This window comes from Streptomyces sp. NPDC049541 (assembly GCF_044465725.1).
Taxonomy (GTDB): Bacteria; Actinomycetota; Actinomycetes; order Streptomycetales; family Streptomycetaceae; genus Streptomyces.
On record NZ_JBITLY010000006.1, the window covers coordinates 517096 to 531612 of the forward strand.

13 protein-coding genes and 1 tRNA gene are annotated in these 14517 nt (G+C 69.9%); 5 read left to right on the forward strand and 9 right to left on the reverse strand.

Annotated elements, in window-relative coordinates:
• Positions 1–279: 279 nt before the first annotated feature.
• Positions 280–633, reverse strand: coding sequence for a hypothetical protein (locus ACIBW9_RS24920; protein ID WP_389087164.1), 354 nt, complete (start codon positions 631–633; stop codon positions 280–282).
• Positions 634–849: 216 nt separating this feature from the next.
• The gene (locus ACIBW9_RS24925) at positions 850–1119 is read right to left on the reverse strand and encodes a hypothetical protein (RefSeq protein WP_389087161.1); all 270 of its coding nucleotides are present in this window, start codon (positions 1117–1119) and stop codon (positions 850–852) included.
• Positions 1120–1540: 421 nt separating this feature from the next.
• On the opposite strand from ACIBW9_RS24925, the gene ACIBW9_RS24930 reads away from it, so the two are divergent.
• Positions 1541–2965 (forward strand): condensation domain-containing protein, encoded by a 1425-nt coding sequence (locus tag ACIBW9_RS24930; protein WP_398958500.1) that lies wholly within the window; start codon positions 1541–1543, stop codon positions 2963–2965.
• A gap of 49 nt (positions 2966–3014) precedes the next feature.
• On the opposite strand, the gene ACIBW9_RS24935 is transcribed toward ACIBW9_RS24930, so the two are convergent.
• A tRNA-Thr gene (locus ACIBW9_RS24935) sits at positions 3015–3088 on the reverse strand.
• Between the two features lie 213 nt (positions 3089–3301).
• Between ACIBW9_RS24935 and ACIBW9_RS24940 the strand changes: the two genes are divergently transcribed.
• The 3 genes from ACIBW9_RS24940 (at position 3302) to ACIBW9_RS24950 (ending at position 5979) form a co-directional block, all read left to right on the forward strand.
• A complete protein-coding gene (locus ACIBW9_RS24940; protein ID WP_344399557.1) occupies positions 3302–4438 on the forward strand; it encodes a sn-glycerol-3-phosphate ABC transporter ATP-binding protein UgpC in 1137 nt (378 codons plus the stop codon).
• A gap of 236 nt (positions 4439–4674) precedes the next feature.
• Entirely contained in the window at positions 4675–5130 is a 456-nt protein-coding gene (locus ACIBW9_RS24945; protein ID WP_398958503.1) for a hypothetical protein, read from the forward strand.
• A gap of 117 nt (positions 5131–5247) precedes the next feature.
• Complete coding sequence (locus tag ACIBW9_RS24950; protein WP_398958505.1) at positions 5248–5979, forward strand: NDP-sugar synthase; 732 nt, start codon at positions 5248–5250, stop codon at positions 5977–5979.
• A gap of 186 nt (positions 5980–6165) precedes the next feature.
• On the opposite strand, the gene ACIBW9_RS24955 is transcribed toward ACIBW9_RS24950, so the two are convergent.
• The 6 genes from ACIBW9_RS24955 to ACIBW9_RS24980 all read right to left on the reverse strand — a co-directional run bounded on the left by ACIBW9_RS24955 (position 6166) and on the right by ACIBW9_RS24980 (position 12725).
• On the reverse strand, positions 6166–7839 hold the full coding sequence (locus tag ACIBW9_RS24955) for a DoxX family membrane protein (protein WP_398958507.1): 1674 nt from the start codon (positions 7837–7839) through the stop codon (positions 6166–6168).
• A gap of 361 nt (positions 7840–8200) precedes the next feature.
• Entirely contained in the window at positions 8201–9142 is a 942-nt protein-coding gene (gene rlmB, locus ACIBW9_RS24960; RefSeq protein ID WP_398958509.1) for a 23S rRNA (guanosine(2251)-2'-O)-methyltransferase RlmB, read from the reverse strand.
• 107 nt (positions 9143–9249) lie between these two features.
• Complete coding sequence (gene cysS / locus ACIBW9_RS24965) at positions 9250–10647, reverse strand: cysteine--tRNA ligase (protein WP_398958512.1); 1398 nt, start codon at positions 10645–10647, stop codon at positions 9250–9252.
• 70 nt (positions 10648–10717) lie between these two features.
• Positions 10718–11224, reverse strand: a complete 507-nt coding sequence (ispF, locus tag ACIBW9_RS24970) for a 2-C-methyl-D-erythritol 2,4-cyclodiphosphate synthase (RefSeq protein ID WP_398958514.1) — start codon at positions 11222–11224, stop codon at positions 10718–10720.
• Positions 11214–11966 (reverse strand): 2-C-methyl-D-erythritol 4-phosphate cytidylyltransferase, encoded by a 753-nt coding sequence (gene ispD / locus ACIBW9_RS24975; RefSeq protein ID WP_398958516.1) that lies wholly within the window; start codon positions 11964–11966, stop codon positions 11214–11216. The genes ispF and ispD overlap by 11 nt, the downstream gene beginning before the upstream one ends.
• A gap of 276 nt (positions 11967–12242) precedes the next feature.
• Positions 12243–12725 (reverse strand): CarD family transcriptional regulator, encoded by a 483-nt coding sequence (locus ACIBW9_RS24980; RefSeq protein ID WP_003953493.1) that lies wholly within the window; start codon positions 12723–12725, stop codon positions 12243–12245.
• A 613-nt stretch (positions 12726–13338) separates the two neighbouring features.
• Here ACIBW9_RS24980 and ACIBW9_RS24985 point away from each other — a divergent pair.
• Positions 13339–14004 (forward strand): DUF461 domain-containing protein, encoded by a 666-nt coding sequence (locus ACIBW9_RS24985; protein ID WP_398958518.1) that lies wholly within the window; start codon positions 13339–13341, stop codon positions 14002–14004.
• Positions 14005–14517: the final 513 nt, after the last annotated feature.

Below are 14517 nucleotides of genomic sequence, written 5' to 3' on the forward strand. Positions count from 1 at the left end.
CCTTCTGTGCACCGTGTCGGCTTATGCCAAAGCAGCCTTCCGCCCGCTCGGCCGCGGACTGGGAGAGGAAAGGGATGTTGCGGGACGGGCAGTTGATGATGCGACTCGGTCGCGCACTCGGCGCTCACCCGTAAAACGACGATTCCCCCGGCCCAAGTCACGGTCGGGAAGCGGCAGTCACCCATCTGCCACGGAGGGCCGAGAAAAACGGCACAGAAAAAGCGGACGGCCGGTCCGGGTCGCCCCGGTCCGGCCGTCCGTCGCTTTGAAGTGCGGGCCTCAGCCCAGAATGCCACCGGGCAGTTCCGAGGGGGTGTCCCTGTCGTCGACCCCTGTGTCGTTGGGGGAACAGGTCACTGCGGGGCCGATCTTGGTGCTCCCGCTGTTCAGCAGGGGGATGACGGGCAGCTCCATGGGCTTCTGCGGGGTGCAGGTGTTGGCCCGGCGGACGATGAAGTCCTCACCGTCGGACGTCTTGCCCGCGAACCGCTGGACACATGTGACATCGCCCGACGCGCTCACCGTGCAGGCTCCCGGGCCCGCTGCCGCGTACGCCTGAGTGGCTCCGGCGCAGGTCACGGCGAGGCCGTACAGAAGCCCCGAGACGGCCGCGATCTTCTTCCTACTGAGCATGTGATCCGTTTCCTTTGTGAGGGGCACCCGGGCGCCGTGCGCCGCGGACCGGCCCGTTTCGCCTACGAAGTGAAGGGCTGACCTGCTGAAGGAACTTCCAGTGCCATCACGAACGCATGCGGGCCACCGGCGCGGCCTCGCGCTCCGGGCGGCCACACGTGAACGGGCCCCTGCGGGGGGTGACCCCGAGGGGCTCGCGGAAAGCGTCGCGCACGATTACGAAGTGAAGGCGTTGTTGAACTGACCGCAGGTGGTGTCGAAGGTCTCGGAGAGACCGAGCACGCCGATCGGGAGGTCGCCGTCGGCCACGGTCTGCGGACTGCACTCCTGGTACGGCCGGTAGTGCTCCGTCACCTTCGGCTTGGTGTCGCGAACGTGGCCGTGGCCATGGCCGTGGGCGTAGGCGGTGCCGGCGCCGGCACCGATGACGGAGAGACCGCCAGCCGCCACTGCTGCTGCGATCATGGCCTGTTGAAGCTTGCGCATGAAACCCTCGGTCCTTCATTGCCTGGATGTCGAGGCAGATTGCCTACTGTGACTGGACGAACACTAGCAGTAACGACTAGGCATTCCACACTGCCCGATATCCCGTGTCCACTCGACGCGCGGCAACTCCGGCTTACGCAAAGTCCGTTCGAAGGTGCGCGTATTCTCCCTGTACGAGAATGGAGGCCACTCGCCCCCGGCCGGTATGAACTCCGGTTTCTCGAGCGCGACTTGTTCGTATGTTGAAATGCCCGGACCAGTGAATAGCGGTGTCCCGCCAACCGATTGGCGCACATCCGCCGATCACTCAATCCACTCAAAAGTGGGAACACCCCATGTTCCGGGTATCTCCTTTCGCGGTCGCGGCATTCCCTTGATCGGGTCCGCCCGATTCGGGCTCCAACTGCGACAGGAGACGCCCGTGCGAATCACCGACATCCAGCGCTGCGAAGTCCGGCCCGGACGGCTCGTCGAGTGGGCGCTCAGTCCGGCGACCGTCACCGTGGCGGAGGGACTTCCGGAGGACCCCCGGCCGCCGGCGTACGTCCAGGAGTCGCACATCAGAACCGCCCGATCGGTGCACGAGGACGGCCTGTTCGTGCCCACCTGGGTCGGTACGGCATTCGACATCCCGGGCACGATCGACCTCGACGCGCTGCAGGAGGCACTGCGCAGCTGGACGCTCCGGCACGAGACGCTGCGCAGCGGATTCCGCTGGGACGGTGACGAGATGCGCCGTTTCACGCTCGCCACCGAGGACGTGTCCCTGCACCGGGAGGACATCGGCGACTTCCCCGACCCGGCGCTGCTCGTCCAGCACCTCCAGGACCGCTTCGACTCCTCCGCGAGCGCGCTGAGCTGGCCCAACTTCCTCTACACGGCGGTCGTCAGGGACGACGGCGCGAGCCTGTACATCGCCTTCGACCACAGCAATGTCGACTCCTACTCCATCCAGCGCATGCCCGCCGAGATCAACGAGCTCTACACGGCGGCCGCCGAGGGACGCCCCGTCGAGGAGTCACCGGTCGGCAGCTACGTCGACTTCTGCGAGATCGAGCGCGCGGACGCGGACCGCATCGACGGCACCCACGCCATCGTCGGCCGCTGGCGGGACTTCATCCGGCGGTGCAACGGCAAGCTGCCCAACTTCCCCGTCGACCTGGGTGTCGAGCCCGGTGGTGACCTGCCCAGGCAGAAGCTGATGCGCGAGATGCTGGTCGACGCGGACGCCGCCGCGGCGTTCGAGTCGTACTGCCGGCCCTTCGGCGGCAGCCTCGTCGGCGTCCTGGCCGCCACCAGCCTCATCGTCCACGAGATCGGCGGACAGCCCGTCTACCGCGCCGTCGTGCCCTTCCACACCCGGGTGAAGTCCAAGTGGTCCAACTCGGTGGGCTGGTACGTCGGCGGCGCCCCGATCGAGGTCGCCATCGACGAGGCACCCGACTTCCCCACCGCGCTGACCGCCGTGCGCGCCGAGCTGCAGGCCAACAGGTCGCTGGCGCGCATGCCGCTCGCCCGCGTGCTGCGGCTGCTCGGCGAGGACTTCCGGCCGACCTCGCCCGACCTGTACTCGATCGTCTCGTTCGTCGACGCACGGGGAATCCCCGGGGCCGAGCGCTGGGACGAGCTGGCGGCCTACGGACTGGTGCGGGTCTCCTACGGCGACCAGGTGTGCATCTGGCTGAACCGGCTGCACGAGGGCCTGTGGTTCACCTGCCGCTACCCCGACACCGACATCGCGTACAAGAACATGCGGCTGTACGTCGAGCGGCTGCGGGACGTCATCCTCACCGTGGCCGGCGAGCAGCGGGCCAGCGAACTCGCACCGCACGAACTCGCCGGTTGAACGCAACGCACAGGGGGCGGCCCCGCACGGGGCCGCCCCCTGTTCACCGAGCCCCCTGTCGGATTCGAACCGACGACCTTCGCTTTACAAGAGCGGCGCTCTGACCAGCTGAGCTAAGGAGGCCTGCACGCAGGCTTCGCGTGCGTGCCCGTGCAGTGTACCCAGGTCCCGGCCGGCGCCTGTCGAAAATTTCCGCGAAGTTCACAGGCCCGGGGGTACTGACAGATCAGGCGAACGCCAGGTAGCGTCCTGAGCCAGTTCACCCTCGTGGACTACACCACCTTCCTACAACGGATCGTCCGGCACGTTCCTGCCGGTAGAAGGGGGCCCATCACCATGGCCACTGTTACGTTCGACAAGGCGACCCGGATCTACCCGGGCACCGAGAAGCCCGCCGTCGACGGTCTGGAGATCGAAGTCGGGGACGGCGAGTTCCTCGTCCTCGTCGGTCCGTCCGGCTGCGGCAAGTCCACCTCGCTCCGCATGCTCGCGGGGCTCGAGGACGTGAACGCCGGCGCCATCCGCATCGGTGACCGCGACGTCACGCACCTGCCGCCTAAGGACCGGGACATCGCCATGGTGTTCCAGAACTACGCGCTGTACCCGCACATGACCGTCGCCGACAACATGGGCTTCGCGCTCAAGATCGCCGGCGTCAACAAGGCGGAGATCCGCAAGAAGGTCGAGGAGGCCGCGAAGATCCTCGACCTCACCGAGTACCTGGACCGCAAGCCGAAGGCCCTCTCCGGTGGTCAGCGCCAGCGTGTCGCGATGGGCCGCGCCATCGTCCGTGAGCCGCAGGTCTTCCTCATGGACGAGCCGCTGTCCAACCTGGACGCCAAGCTCCGTGTGTCCACCCGTACGCAGATCGCGTCGCTGCAGCGCCGTCTCGGCATCACCACCGTCTACGTCACCCACGACCAGGTCGAGGCCATGACGATGGGCGACCGCGTGGCCGTGCTCAAGGACGGTCTGCTCCAGCAGGTCGACTCGCCGCGCAACATGTACGACAAGCCCGCCAACCTCTTCGTCGCCGGCTTCATCGGCTCCCCCGCCATGAACCTGGTCGAGGTCCCGATCACCGACGGCGGCGTGAAGTTCGGCAACAGCGTCGTCCCGGTCAACCGTGACGCCCTGAAGGCCGCCTCCGACAAGGGCGACCGCACCGTCACCGTCGGTGTCCGTCCCGAGCACTTCGACATCGTCGAGGAGGGTGGCGGCGTCGCCGCCGCCCTGTCGAAGGACACCGAGGACAAGCCGGCCGGTCTCGCGGTCTCCGTGAACGTCGTCGAGGAGCTCGGCGCCGACGGCTACGTCTACGGCACCGCCGAGGTCGGCGGCGAGACCAAGGACCTGGTCGTCCGTGTCGAGGGCCGCCGGGTGCCGGAGAAGGGCTCGACCCTGCACGTGGTGCCCCGCCCGGGCGAGACGCACGTGTTCTCGACCTCCACGGGTGAGCGTCTCACCGACTGAGGCCACTCGGCCGACCGGCAACTCCCGAAACACCCAACCCGGGTAATTCACCCAGGTTGACGAAGAGGGGCCCCGCAGACGCCTGCGGGGCCCCTCTTGTTGTCGATATTTACCCCGGCACATCGGTCATTTCGAGCACCGTGCGTCAACTTCACGCACGATTCGAAGCGGCTTCTCGTCCCCCGAATTGATTACTAAATGTCGCCAAATCATCACCTGGCGCTACTCTCACTCGCGTGAAGCACTCCACTAACCAACAGACGCGACGCGGCCGGGGCCCCGCCCGCCGGATCGGCCGTACGCTCGCCCTTGTCCTGCCCGTCGTCCTGGTGCTTTCCGGGACCCTCGCGGTCACCCGAGTCAACTGGACGGGAAACCCCGCGGACTCGGTGCTCACCGCCTCGGACGCGTCCGACATCACCTCGGACGCCAAGGCCGCCCACCGCGCCCCCGAGGACGTGCTGCGCGACAAGCTCCTGGGCGAGCTCCAGGAGGAGGACCCGGGCACGGTCCTCACGCATCTGCAGCAGGCCGTGAACGAGCGCCCGTCGCTCGCGAAGCACTGCGTGTCCATCGCCCGGTCCCTGGGCCGCGCCGCGGTCCGCATGTACGGCCCCACGCGCGCCCAGTCGTACGCCCGCCCGGTCTGCGACACCTCCTTCGCCTCGGGCGTCGCCGCCGCGCTCAGCTGAGACGGAACCGTCCCTCCTCCGCCGTGGGCCCCACGGACGGTTCGGAGGAGGGTAACGGCTGATTAAGGAACGGCTGCCGGCTCCGGGCGTGGGCGGGAGGCACCGTACAGTTCGGTCATGACCCATCCGAGCGCCGCGACCCGCCCCGTTCAAGCCGTCGTCCTGGCCGGTGGCCAGGGCTCACGGCTGCGCCCGTACACCGACGACCGGCCCAAGCCGATGGTCGAGATCCCCGGCACGGGGACTCCGATCATCGGCCATCAGCTTGTCTGGCTGGCCGAGGAGGGCGTGACGGACGTGGTGGTCAGCTGCGGCCATCTCGCCGAGGTGCTGCAGGACTGGCTGAACTCCGCCGACCTGCCGGTGAAGGTGACGACGGTCGTCGAGACGGAGCCTCTCGGACGGGGCGGCGGGCTGAAGTACGCCGCCGCCCGGCTTCCCCACCCGGACCAGCCCTGGTACGCCACCAACGGCGACATCTGGACCCGCTTCTCGCTGCGGGACATGGCCGACTTCCACACGGAGCGCGACGCGGTCGCGACGCTGGCCCTGGCCCGGCCGCGCATCCCGTGGGGCGCGGTGAAGACGGACGGCTTCGGGCACATCACGGACTTCATCGAGGCGCCGCCGTCGACGTTCGAGATCAACGCGGGTGTGTACGTCTTCTCTCCCGAGTTCGCCGATCTGCTCCCGGAGCGGGGGGATCACGAGCGGACGACGTTCCCTCATCTGGCCCGTGAGCGGCGGCTGGCCGGGTTCACGATCCCGCAGGGGGCGTACTGGCGCGCCATCGATACGGCGAAGGATCTGACCGAGGCGGCGAAGGAGCTGGCCGCTCTGGGGCGGTGAGGCGCTCCTAGGCGGGTGAGAGCTCGGTCGACCAGGTTGTTGTGCGTCTGCGGGTGAGTGGGGGCTTGTCGCGCAGTTCCCCGCGCCCCTTAAAAGCAGGGCGTTGCAACTCCCGGACGCAAAGAGGCCCCGCACGTTCTCCGTGCAGGGGCCCCTTTGTATGGACTCGGTGCCCATCGGCTCGGGTTACCCCAGTAGGCCGCCCACCAGGCCCGGGTCGCCCGAGGAGGAGCCGCCGGAGCCTGTGCCGCCGTCCGTGCCGCCGGAGGTGGGGCCGGAGCTGGTGCTGGGGGCGCCGCCGCCGGACGGTGAGGAGTGCTGGCGCGGGGTGCGGCCCGCGGTGCCCTGGGTCTGGCTGGGGGCGCCGCCGGTCGCGGTGGCGCCCGGCGTGGTCGCCGCGCCGGTCGGCGTGGAACCGGCGGTGGCGCCGTGGGTCGGCGTGTGCGAGGCCGAGGGCGACTGGCTGTGGCTCTTGTGCGGCTGCTGCGGGAGCGGGGATCCCGGCAGTTCGTTGCGCGGGGCCTCGCCGGGACCGGGGACGATGACCCGGTCGGCGTCGCGGACCGCACCGCCGAGCAGCGAGCCGATGAGCAGGGTCAGGCCGGTCACGATCGCCGTGATGAGGGCGCCGCGGCGCAGGACGTAGGCGCGCAGGTCCCAGATGTCGGAGGAGGGTCCCAGACGCCGCCAGGCGCTGCCGGCGAGGCGGCCGTCGACGGAGTAGACGGGGGCGCCGGCGATGATCAGCGGGGACCAGGCGGCGAGGTAGATGATGTCGGGGGCGTCGTAGGCGGGAACGGTCTTCCAGCTGACGGTGACGATCAGCGCGGCCGACAGCAGTGCGCCGAAGACGGCGGCGACCCGCTGCCAGCAGCCCAGCACCGTCAGCACGCCCACGACGACCTGCGCGAAGGCGATGACCAGGCCGGAGCCGACGGGGTGCTGCAGGGCGAACTGCCGCAGCGGCTCGGCGACTTCCCACGGGTGCAGGGTGTTCAGCCACTTGACCATGGAGCCGCGCTTGCCGCCGTCGAAGTAGACGGGGTCGCACAGCTTGCCCATGCCGGCGTAGATGGAGATGAAGCCGAGGAAGATGCGCAGCGGGAGCAGGACGACGCCGAGGTTCATCCGGCGGCCCGGGTAGTAGGCGTGCCGTGCCGGGTCGACGCCCTGGCGCCTGGCGGGCCGGTCGGCGTCCTCCTCGTCGAACTCGCCGAACTCGTCGGAGTCGTCGAACCCCTCGGGGTCGTCGAACTCGCCGGTCTCGTCGAAGTCCTCGAACTCCTGGCCGCCGTAGGCCTGTTCCTCGTCGTATCCGCTGCCGGCGGTGCGCATGCCGGGGAGGAGTCGGGTGCCGACGATGTCGCCCGTGGGGCGGCCGCGCTGGGCGCCGACGATCGGGGTCTCCACGGTCTGTTCCAGCTCGTCGTAGGCCTCGTCGTAGCCGCCGACCTCGACGCGCGGGATGACCTGGGTGGCTCCCGCGTCGGCCGACTGGTCGTCGCCGTGCCGGACGCTGCCGCCGCGCACGGCCTGGAGCAGGCGGTGCGCGCCGGTGTCGTCGGGGGCCGACCTGCCGCTCCAGACGACCGGCCGACGTCGGGCGCCCGCGCCCGCTCGGCCCGCGGCGGTACCGGCGGCGGGCGTGCGGGCGGTGTCCTGGGTGGCGGTCAAGTGCCGTGCGATCCGCGGCGATCGGGTGCGGGCCGAGGCGCCGAGCTGCACACGGAAGCTCGCATGATTGACGATGACCTGCGCCGGATCGCTCGGCACCTTCACCATGCTCAGCGCGGGAGCGTCATCGAATCCCGACGGGCCGTCCCCCGGGGGCGTGCGGGGTGTTCTGGTGTCCACACTCATCTAACCGAGTGACGTGTCGTTAGGACACTGCTTTGACCCGCCGGATGTGTCCGGATCGCGTCAACGTTGTCCGTGACGCCCAGATTGACCCGCACGAGTGACGGCACGAACGCGTGTCCAACCACAGGCCGCGCGGCTTCGAGCGGCGGCACCGGCCTCCGACCGGTGGGCGCCGCCTGCCTGCGCCGCCCCGCGGTCGAGCCCTCCGCCGAGCCGCCTCATACTCGGCGCCACCCGGCATCGACATCCGCACCCGGAAGTCGCACGCCCCCTCTCGACCGCCACCCTCGCACACCGGCGGCTTCGAGACGGCTGCACCGGCCTCCGACCGGCGGCCTCCGCCTGCCTGCGCCGGCTTCCGTCAGACCCGCCGCCGAGCCGCCTCGTACAGAACGATCCCCGCCGCCACACCGGCGTTCAGCGACTCCGCACCGCCCGGCATCGGAATCCGCACGCGGAAGTCGCAGGTTTCGCCGACGAGGCGGGACAGGCCCTTGCCCTCGCTGCCGACCACGATCACGACGGGGCCCTCCAGGGCCTCCAGCTCACCGATCTCGTGCTCGCCGTCGGCGGCGAGGCCGACGATCGCGATGCCCTGCTTCTTGTACGCCTCCAGGGCGCGCGTCAGGTTGGTGGCGCGGGCGACGGGTGTACGGGCTGCCGTACCGGCGGACGTCTTCCAGGCGCCGGCGGTCATGCCGGCCGCGCGCCGCTCGGGCACGACGACGCCGTGGCCGCCGAAGGCGGAGACGGAACGGACGACGGCACCCAGGTTGCGCGGGTCGGTCACGCCGTCCAGGGCGACGATCAGCGGGTCCTCGCCCTCGTCGTAGGCAGCGCTCGCCAGGTCCTCGGGGTGCGCGTACTCGTACGGCGGGACCTGGAGGACGAGCCCCTGGTGGTTGAGGCCGTTGGTCATGCGGTCGAGCTCGGGGCGCGGGGCCTCCATGAGGTTGATCCCGCCGCGCTCGGCGGCCAGTTGGAGGGCCTCGCGGACCCGCTCGTCGTTGTCGATGAACTGCTGGACGTAGAGCGTGGAGGCGGGCACGCCCTCGCGCAGCGCCTCGACCACCGGATTGCGGCCGACGACCAGCTCGGACGACGACTTGCCGCCGCGGCCGCGCGCCACCGGACGGCGCTGCGCCTGCTTGGCCTTGGCGGTCGCGATGCGGTTCTTCTTGTGCCCCTTGCGCATCTCGGCGGGCGGGGTCGGGCCCTTGCCCTCCAGGCCCTTGCGCCGCTGGCCGCCACTGCCGACCTGCGCGCCCTTCTTGCCGGACATGCGGCGGTTGTTGGCTGCCATGACCTACCTGTCTGCTCTCAAAAGGGTGAAGCGTGCGTTCGTACGTCTATGAAGTGTGCCGCCCGGACGGCCGGGCGGCACAATCGATCTTCGGATCAGCTGCGCGCTCAGCGCGGGCCGAGGCTCCAGCGCGGGCCCTGCGGTCCGTCCTCGATGGCGAGACCCGACTGGTTGAGCTGGTCGCGGATGGCGTCCGCGGTGGCCCAGTCCTTGCGGCCGCGGGCCGCCTCGCGCTGGTCGAGGACCAGGCGTACGAGGCTGTCGACCACGCCGTGCAGATCCTCGCCGCGGTCGGCCTCACCGGCCCAGTGCGGGTCGAGCGGGTCGAGCCCGAGGACGCCGAGCATGGCACGCACCTCGGCGAGGCGGGCCACGGCGGCTTCCTTGTCGTCGGCGGCGAGGGCGGAGTTCCCCTGCCGGACCGTGGTGTGCACGATGGCGAGGGCCTGCGGGACGCCCAGGTCGTCGTCCATCGCCTCGGCGAAGGCGGGCGGCACCTCGGCGGACGGCTCGACGGTGCCGGCCTTCTCCACCACCCGCTGCACGAAGCCCTCGATGCGCGCGAACGCCGACTCGGCCTCGCGCAGCGACTCCTCGCTGTACTCGATCATCGAGCGGTAGTGCGGGGTGCCGAGGTAGTAGCGGAGCACGATGGGCCGCCACTGCTTGACCATCTCGCTCACGAGCACGCTGTTGCCCAGCGACTTCGACATCTTGTCGCCCGCCATGGTCACCCAGGCGTTGTGCACCCAGTACTGCGCGAAGTCGTCGCCGAAGGCCTTGGCCTGGGCGATCTCGTTCTCGTGGTGCGGGAAGATCAGGTCGAGGCCGCCGCCGTGGATGTCGAAGGCGGTGCCCAGGTACTTGTGCGCCATCGCCGAGCACTCCAGGTGCCAGCCGGGACGGCCGCGGCCCCACGGCGTCGCCCAGGTCGGCTCGCCCGGCTTGGCGGACTTCCACATGGCGAAGTCGCGCGGGTCGCGCTTGCCGGTCTCGCCGGTGCCCGAGGGCTGCTGGAGGTTGTCGAGTTCCTGCCGGGACAGCTCCAGGTAGCCCGGGAAGGAGCGCACGTCGAAGTAGACGTTGCCGTCGGCCTCGTAGGCGTGTCCGCGCTCGATGAGGCCCTGCATCATCTCGACCATCTCGGTGACATGGCCGGTCGCCCGCGGTTCGTACGTCGGCGGGAGGCAGCCGAGCGCGGTGTAACCGTCGTTGAACGCGCGCTCGTTCTCGTAACCGATCGACCACCAGGGGCGGTTCTGCTCGGCCGCCTTCGTGATGATCTTGTCGTCGATGTCCGTGACGTTCCTGATGAACGTCACGTCATAGCCGCGGTACTCGAACCAGCGGCGCATGATGTCGAAGTTGAGGCCCGACCGGATGTGCCCGATGTGCGGGGCCGCCTGCACGGTGGCACCACAGAGGTAGATCGAGACACAACCCGGTGTGAGCGGGGCGAAGTCACGGATCTGCCGGGCGTTGGTGTCGTACAGGCGAATGGTCACCACTCCAGGGTAGTGGGCGCAGGGCAGTGCCTTGCGCCCCTTCCGCTCAAGGGGCACGGTTTCGTGACGTTCACCCCCGGTCGGCCCGCACCACCAGTGCCGTCGCGATCGCCATCAGGCCCTCTTCGCGGCCCGGGAAACCGAGGCCGTCCGTCGTGGCGCCCGATACCGACACGGGTGCACCGGCCGCCTCGGACAGCAGCTTCTGCGCCTCGTCGCGGCGCTTGCCGATCTTCGGACGGGGGCCTACGACCTGTACGGCGATGTTGCCGATGCGGAAGCCCGCCTCGCGGACGATACGGGCGGCCTCCGTCAGGAGGCTGACGCCGGAGGCGCCCGACCACTCGGGACGCCCGGTGCCGAAGTGCTGTCCCAGGTCACCGACGCCGGCGGCGGAGAAGAGCGCGTTGCACGCGGCGTGTGCGACGACGTCCGCGTCGGAGTGGCCGGCAAGGCCGGGGCCCTCGCCCTCCCACTTCAGGCCCGCGCACCACAGCTCGCGGCCCTCCTCGAAGGCGTGGATGTCGGTGCCGATGCCGACCTGGGGCAGCGGCCCGTCGAAGGAGTCAGAAGCCATCGTTCAGCCTCCTGCGGGCCAGGACCGCCTCGGCCAGGACCAGGTCCAGCGGGCGCGTGACCTTGAAGGCCTCCTCGTGGCCGGGCACGGCCACGACCTGCAGGCCCAGCTGCTCGATCATGCCGGCGTCGTCGGTGACGTCGTCGGTCACGGTCTCGTGGGCGTGGACGAGCGTGGCCCGTTCGAAGCCCTGGGGGGTCTGCACGGCGCGGAGGCGGGAGCGCTCCGGGGTGGCCACCACCGGCTCCGGCTCGCCCGGAGCCGCCGCCGGTTCGACCTCCTTGACGGTGTCGGCGAGGGGCAGCGCGGGCACCACGGCCGGCGCACCTTCCCGTACGGCCTCGATCACGGCGTCCACCGTGTCCACCGGGACCAGCGGCCGAGCCGCGTCATGCACCAGCACGATGTCGTAGCCGGGCGGCAGGGCGTCGAGGCCGAGTTTCACGGACTCCTGGCGCGAGTCTCCGCCCGGGACGACGAGGAAGTCGGTCCGCTCGGGCAGCGCATGGGCGTCGAGAAGCGACTTGACCTCGGGCGCGCCGTCGGGCGGCGCCACGACGACGACCAGGGAGACCGCGCGGGACGCGGCCATGGCCCGCACGGCATGGATGAGCATGGGGGTGCCGCCCAGCGCGCGGAGCGCCTTGGGGGCGCCCGGACCTAGGCGTACGCCCCGTCCGGCGGCCGGAATCACCGCGGCCGTACGGGTTCCGGCGGGCGAAGGGCGCGAATCGTCAGACATCGGTTCCTGTCAGGTTTGTGTGCTGGCCTTGCGTGGGTATGGCCTGGGAAGTGCCGGGCGCGACGCCTTGACCGGACCCTTCCGTGACACCGGTCGAGCCAGCTGCCCGGGCCCGGCACGCCAAGTATCGCGGGGGAACCTCCCCGGCAGTGACGATGTACGCAAGGCGCCTGGGTATGAACATGCCGCAGCGCCCGGCGACAGGAAATACGTCATCGGGCACCGCGGCATTTCAATGTACTGAGTGCTGAAGCGGGCTTGCGCCTGCTGTCAGGTTCAGGACGCGAGAACCTCGTCGAGCAGAGCCTCGGCCTTGTCCTCGTTCGTGTTCTCCGCGAGGGCGAGCTCGCTCACCAGGATCTGGCGGGCCTTGGCGAGCATGCGCTTCTCACCGGCGGACAGTCCGCGCTCGCGCTCACGACGCCACAGGTCACGCACTACTTCCGCGACCTTGATGACATCGCCGGAGGCGAGCTTCTCCAGGTTTGCCTTGTAACGACGCGACCAGTTCGTGGGCTCCTCGGCATACGGCGCGCGCAGCACCTCGAAGACCCGGTCCAGCCCGTCCTGACCGACCACATCACGTACGCCGACGAACTCCGCATTGTCCGCTGGCACACGTACCGTCAGGTCACCCTGGGCGACCTTCAGCACCAAGTAGGTCTTGTCCACGCCTTTGATCTGGCGAGTTTCGATGGCCTCGATCAGCGCGGCCCCGTGATGGGGATAGACCACGGTGTCGCCAACCTTGAACGTCATGTGACAGGTACCCCTTCCGTGGCTATCCAGGGTAACACGGAAACCGCGGGTTCTGAATGGCGTTTTCGCAGGTCAGGGCATATCTCGGGGCTTGACAACAGCAACAGGAACGTGCTGCGCGGGCCCGGCGGAAGAAGGTATTCGCAGGTCGGAGCGGCTCTCCGGGGGAGGTGAAACGCGTACGTTACACACATCCGGAGGCCCCTCCAAGGGGAGGAACATCCACATATGTCCGGTTCCAAGTGTGCGACTTCCGCTACTCCGTTCGGTGTCAGGAGTCGCTTCCGCGTCGATTCCGGAATTGATCACGGGCCCCCGACTACGTGGCATGTTGTTCCGTGGCTTGTTCCGTGTGGTGATCAATTCCGGGGGTGGCCGCGCATTCCTTCACGGAAATTTTGCGACCGGTCGGACGGGGTATGCCGGCGGACTTATGTGAATGCCGGACGGGCGTGGGCTACCTCCTGTGGGCTACTCCCTGGTGAGCCATGCCGGGGCCGGAGGGAGGGTCGGGTGCGGCGACTCGGGGGCGGCTCGGTAACCTAAGGCCGCTGACAGACACTTAGGGCGGCTTCATGGGTCGCCACGCTCGAGTCAAGGAGTTGCCGCCGCCGTGAGCAGCAGCCTTCGACGCGGCGCCCTCGCCGCCGCCGCCATCGCGTTCTCGATCGCCTCGCTCGCCGCGTGCGGCGCGGGCGGCGACGCCCAGACGTTGGAGGTCAAGCCGGACAACGCGGCGGCCAAGGTCGGGAACCTGAAGGTCCAGAACGTCCTGATCATCACGCAGCCCGACCTGCAGTCGACGGGTCCCGCCGCGATCGCCGCGACCCTCTTCAACAACGGCGACACCCCGCAGACGCTGGACTCGATCACGCTGCCCGGCACCGGCAAGACCGCCGAGCTCAAGCCCGCCAAGGGCAAGGGCCCGCTGACGGTCCCGGCCCACGGTTCCCTCGTGATCGGCGGCAAGGGGAACGCCTCGGCCTCCCTGCCCAGCAGCCGCGAGGCCGTCCAGGACGGCAACGCGCAGAAGATCACCTTCACCTTCAGCGAGACCGGCGCGGTGACGCTGCGGGCCTTCGTGGTGCCGTCCGAGAGCTACTTCAAGAAGTGGGGGCCGAGCGAGGTCCCGACGGGCCTCCCGAGCACCAGCCCCTCGCCGGGCACGACGGCGTCCCCGAACCCGTCCGCCTCGGCCTCGAAGCCGTCCACCTCGGCCACCCCGACCGACGCGGCCTCCGCGAGCGTCTCGCCGTCGAAGCCGGCCGCCGGACACTGAGCACGCGTACGAGTACGGCGAAGGGCGGGACCTCACCAGGAGGTCCCGCCCTTCGCCGCAAGGCCCGCCGACCGGCCCACGGCTCGAACCGGTAACCCAGGCCGCGGACCGTCACGAGTCACCGCGGGGCCCGGGCCGACTCAAGCTCGGCGCCCGCGCACATGAGGCAGGCGCCGAGGGGCCACCCTCCACGCACCTCTCACACCCCTGCGGGGTCTCTGCGACGCACGCGCCTGTCACACCCCCGCGGGGGCTCCGCGACGCGCGGGCCTGTCAGGGCTCGAACTCGTACCCGAGGCCGCACTGGCACGAGGTACCGCGGGGCACCCGGGGCCAACTCAAGCCCGGCGCGCGGGCACATGAGAGGGGCGCCGAGGAACCCTCCCCCCTCCACACACGTCTCGCACCCCCGCGGGAGCTCCGCGACGCGCGGGCCTGTCAGGGCTCGAACTCGTACCCGAGGCCGCACTGGCACGAGGTACCGCGGGGCACCCGGGGCCAACTCAAGCCCGG

Coding starts and splice junctions, on each gene's coding strand:
- ACIBW9_RS24955 (WP_398958507.1), bottom strand. CDS start 7,839: ATGAGTGTGGACACCAGAACACCCCGCACGCCCCCGGGGGACGGCCCG.
- rlmB (WP_398958509.1), bottom strand. CDS start 9,142: ATGGCAGCCAACAACCGCCGCATGTCCGGCAAGAAGGGCGCGCAGGTC.
- ACIBW9_RS24940 (WP_344399557.1), top strand. CDS start 3,302: ATGGCCACTGTTACGTTCGACAAGGCGACCCGGATCTACCCGGGCACC.
- ispD (WP_398958516.1), bottom strand. CDS start 11,966: ATGTCTGACGATTCGCGCCCTTCGCCCGCCGGAACCCGTACGGCCGCG.
- ACIBW9_RS24950 (WP_398958505.1), top strand. CDS start 5,248: ATGACCCATCCGAGCGCCGCGACCCGCCCCGTTCAAGCCGTCGTCCTG.
- ACIBW9_RS24920 (WP_389087164.1), bottom strand. CDS start 633: ATGCTCAGTAGGAAGAAGATCGCGGCCGTCTCGGGGCTTCTGTACGGC.
- ACIBW9_RS24925 (WP_389087161.1), bottom strand. CDS start 1,119: ATGCGCAAGCTTCAACAGGCCATGATCGCAGCAGCAGTGGCGGCTGGC.
- ispF (WP_398958514.1), bottom strand. CDS start 11,224: ATGGCTTCTGACTCCTTCGACGGGCCGCTGCCCCAGGTCGGCATCGGC.
- ACIBW9_RS24980 (WP_003953493.1), bottom strand. CDS start 12,725: ATGACGTTCAAGGTTGGCGACACCGTGGTCTATCCCCATCACGGGGCC.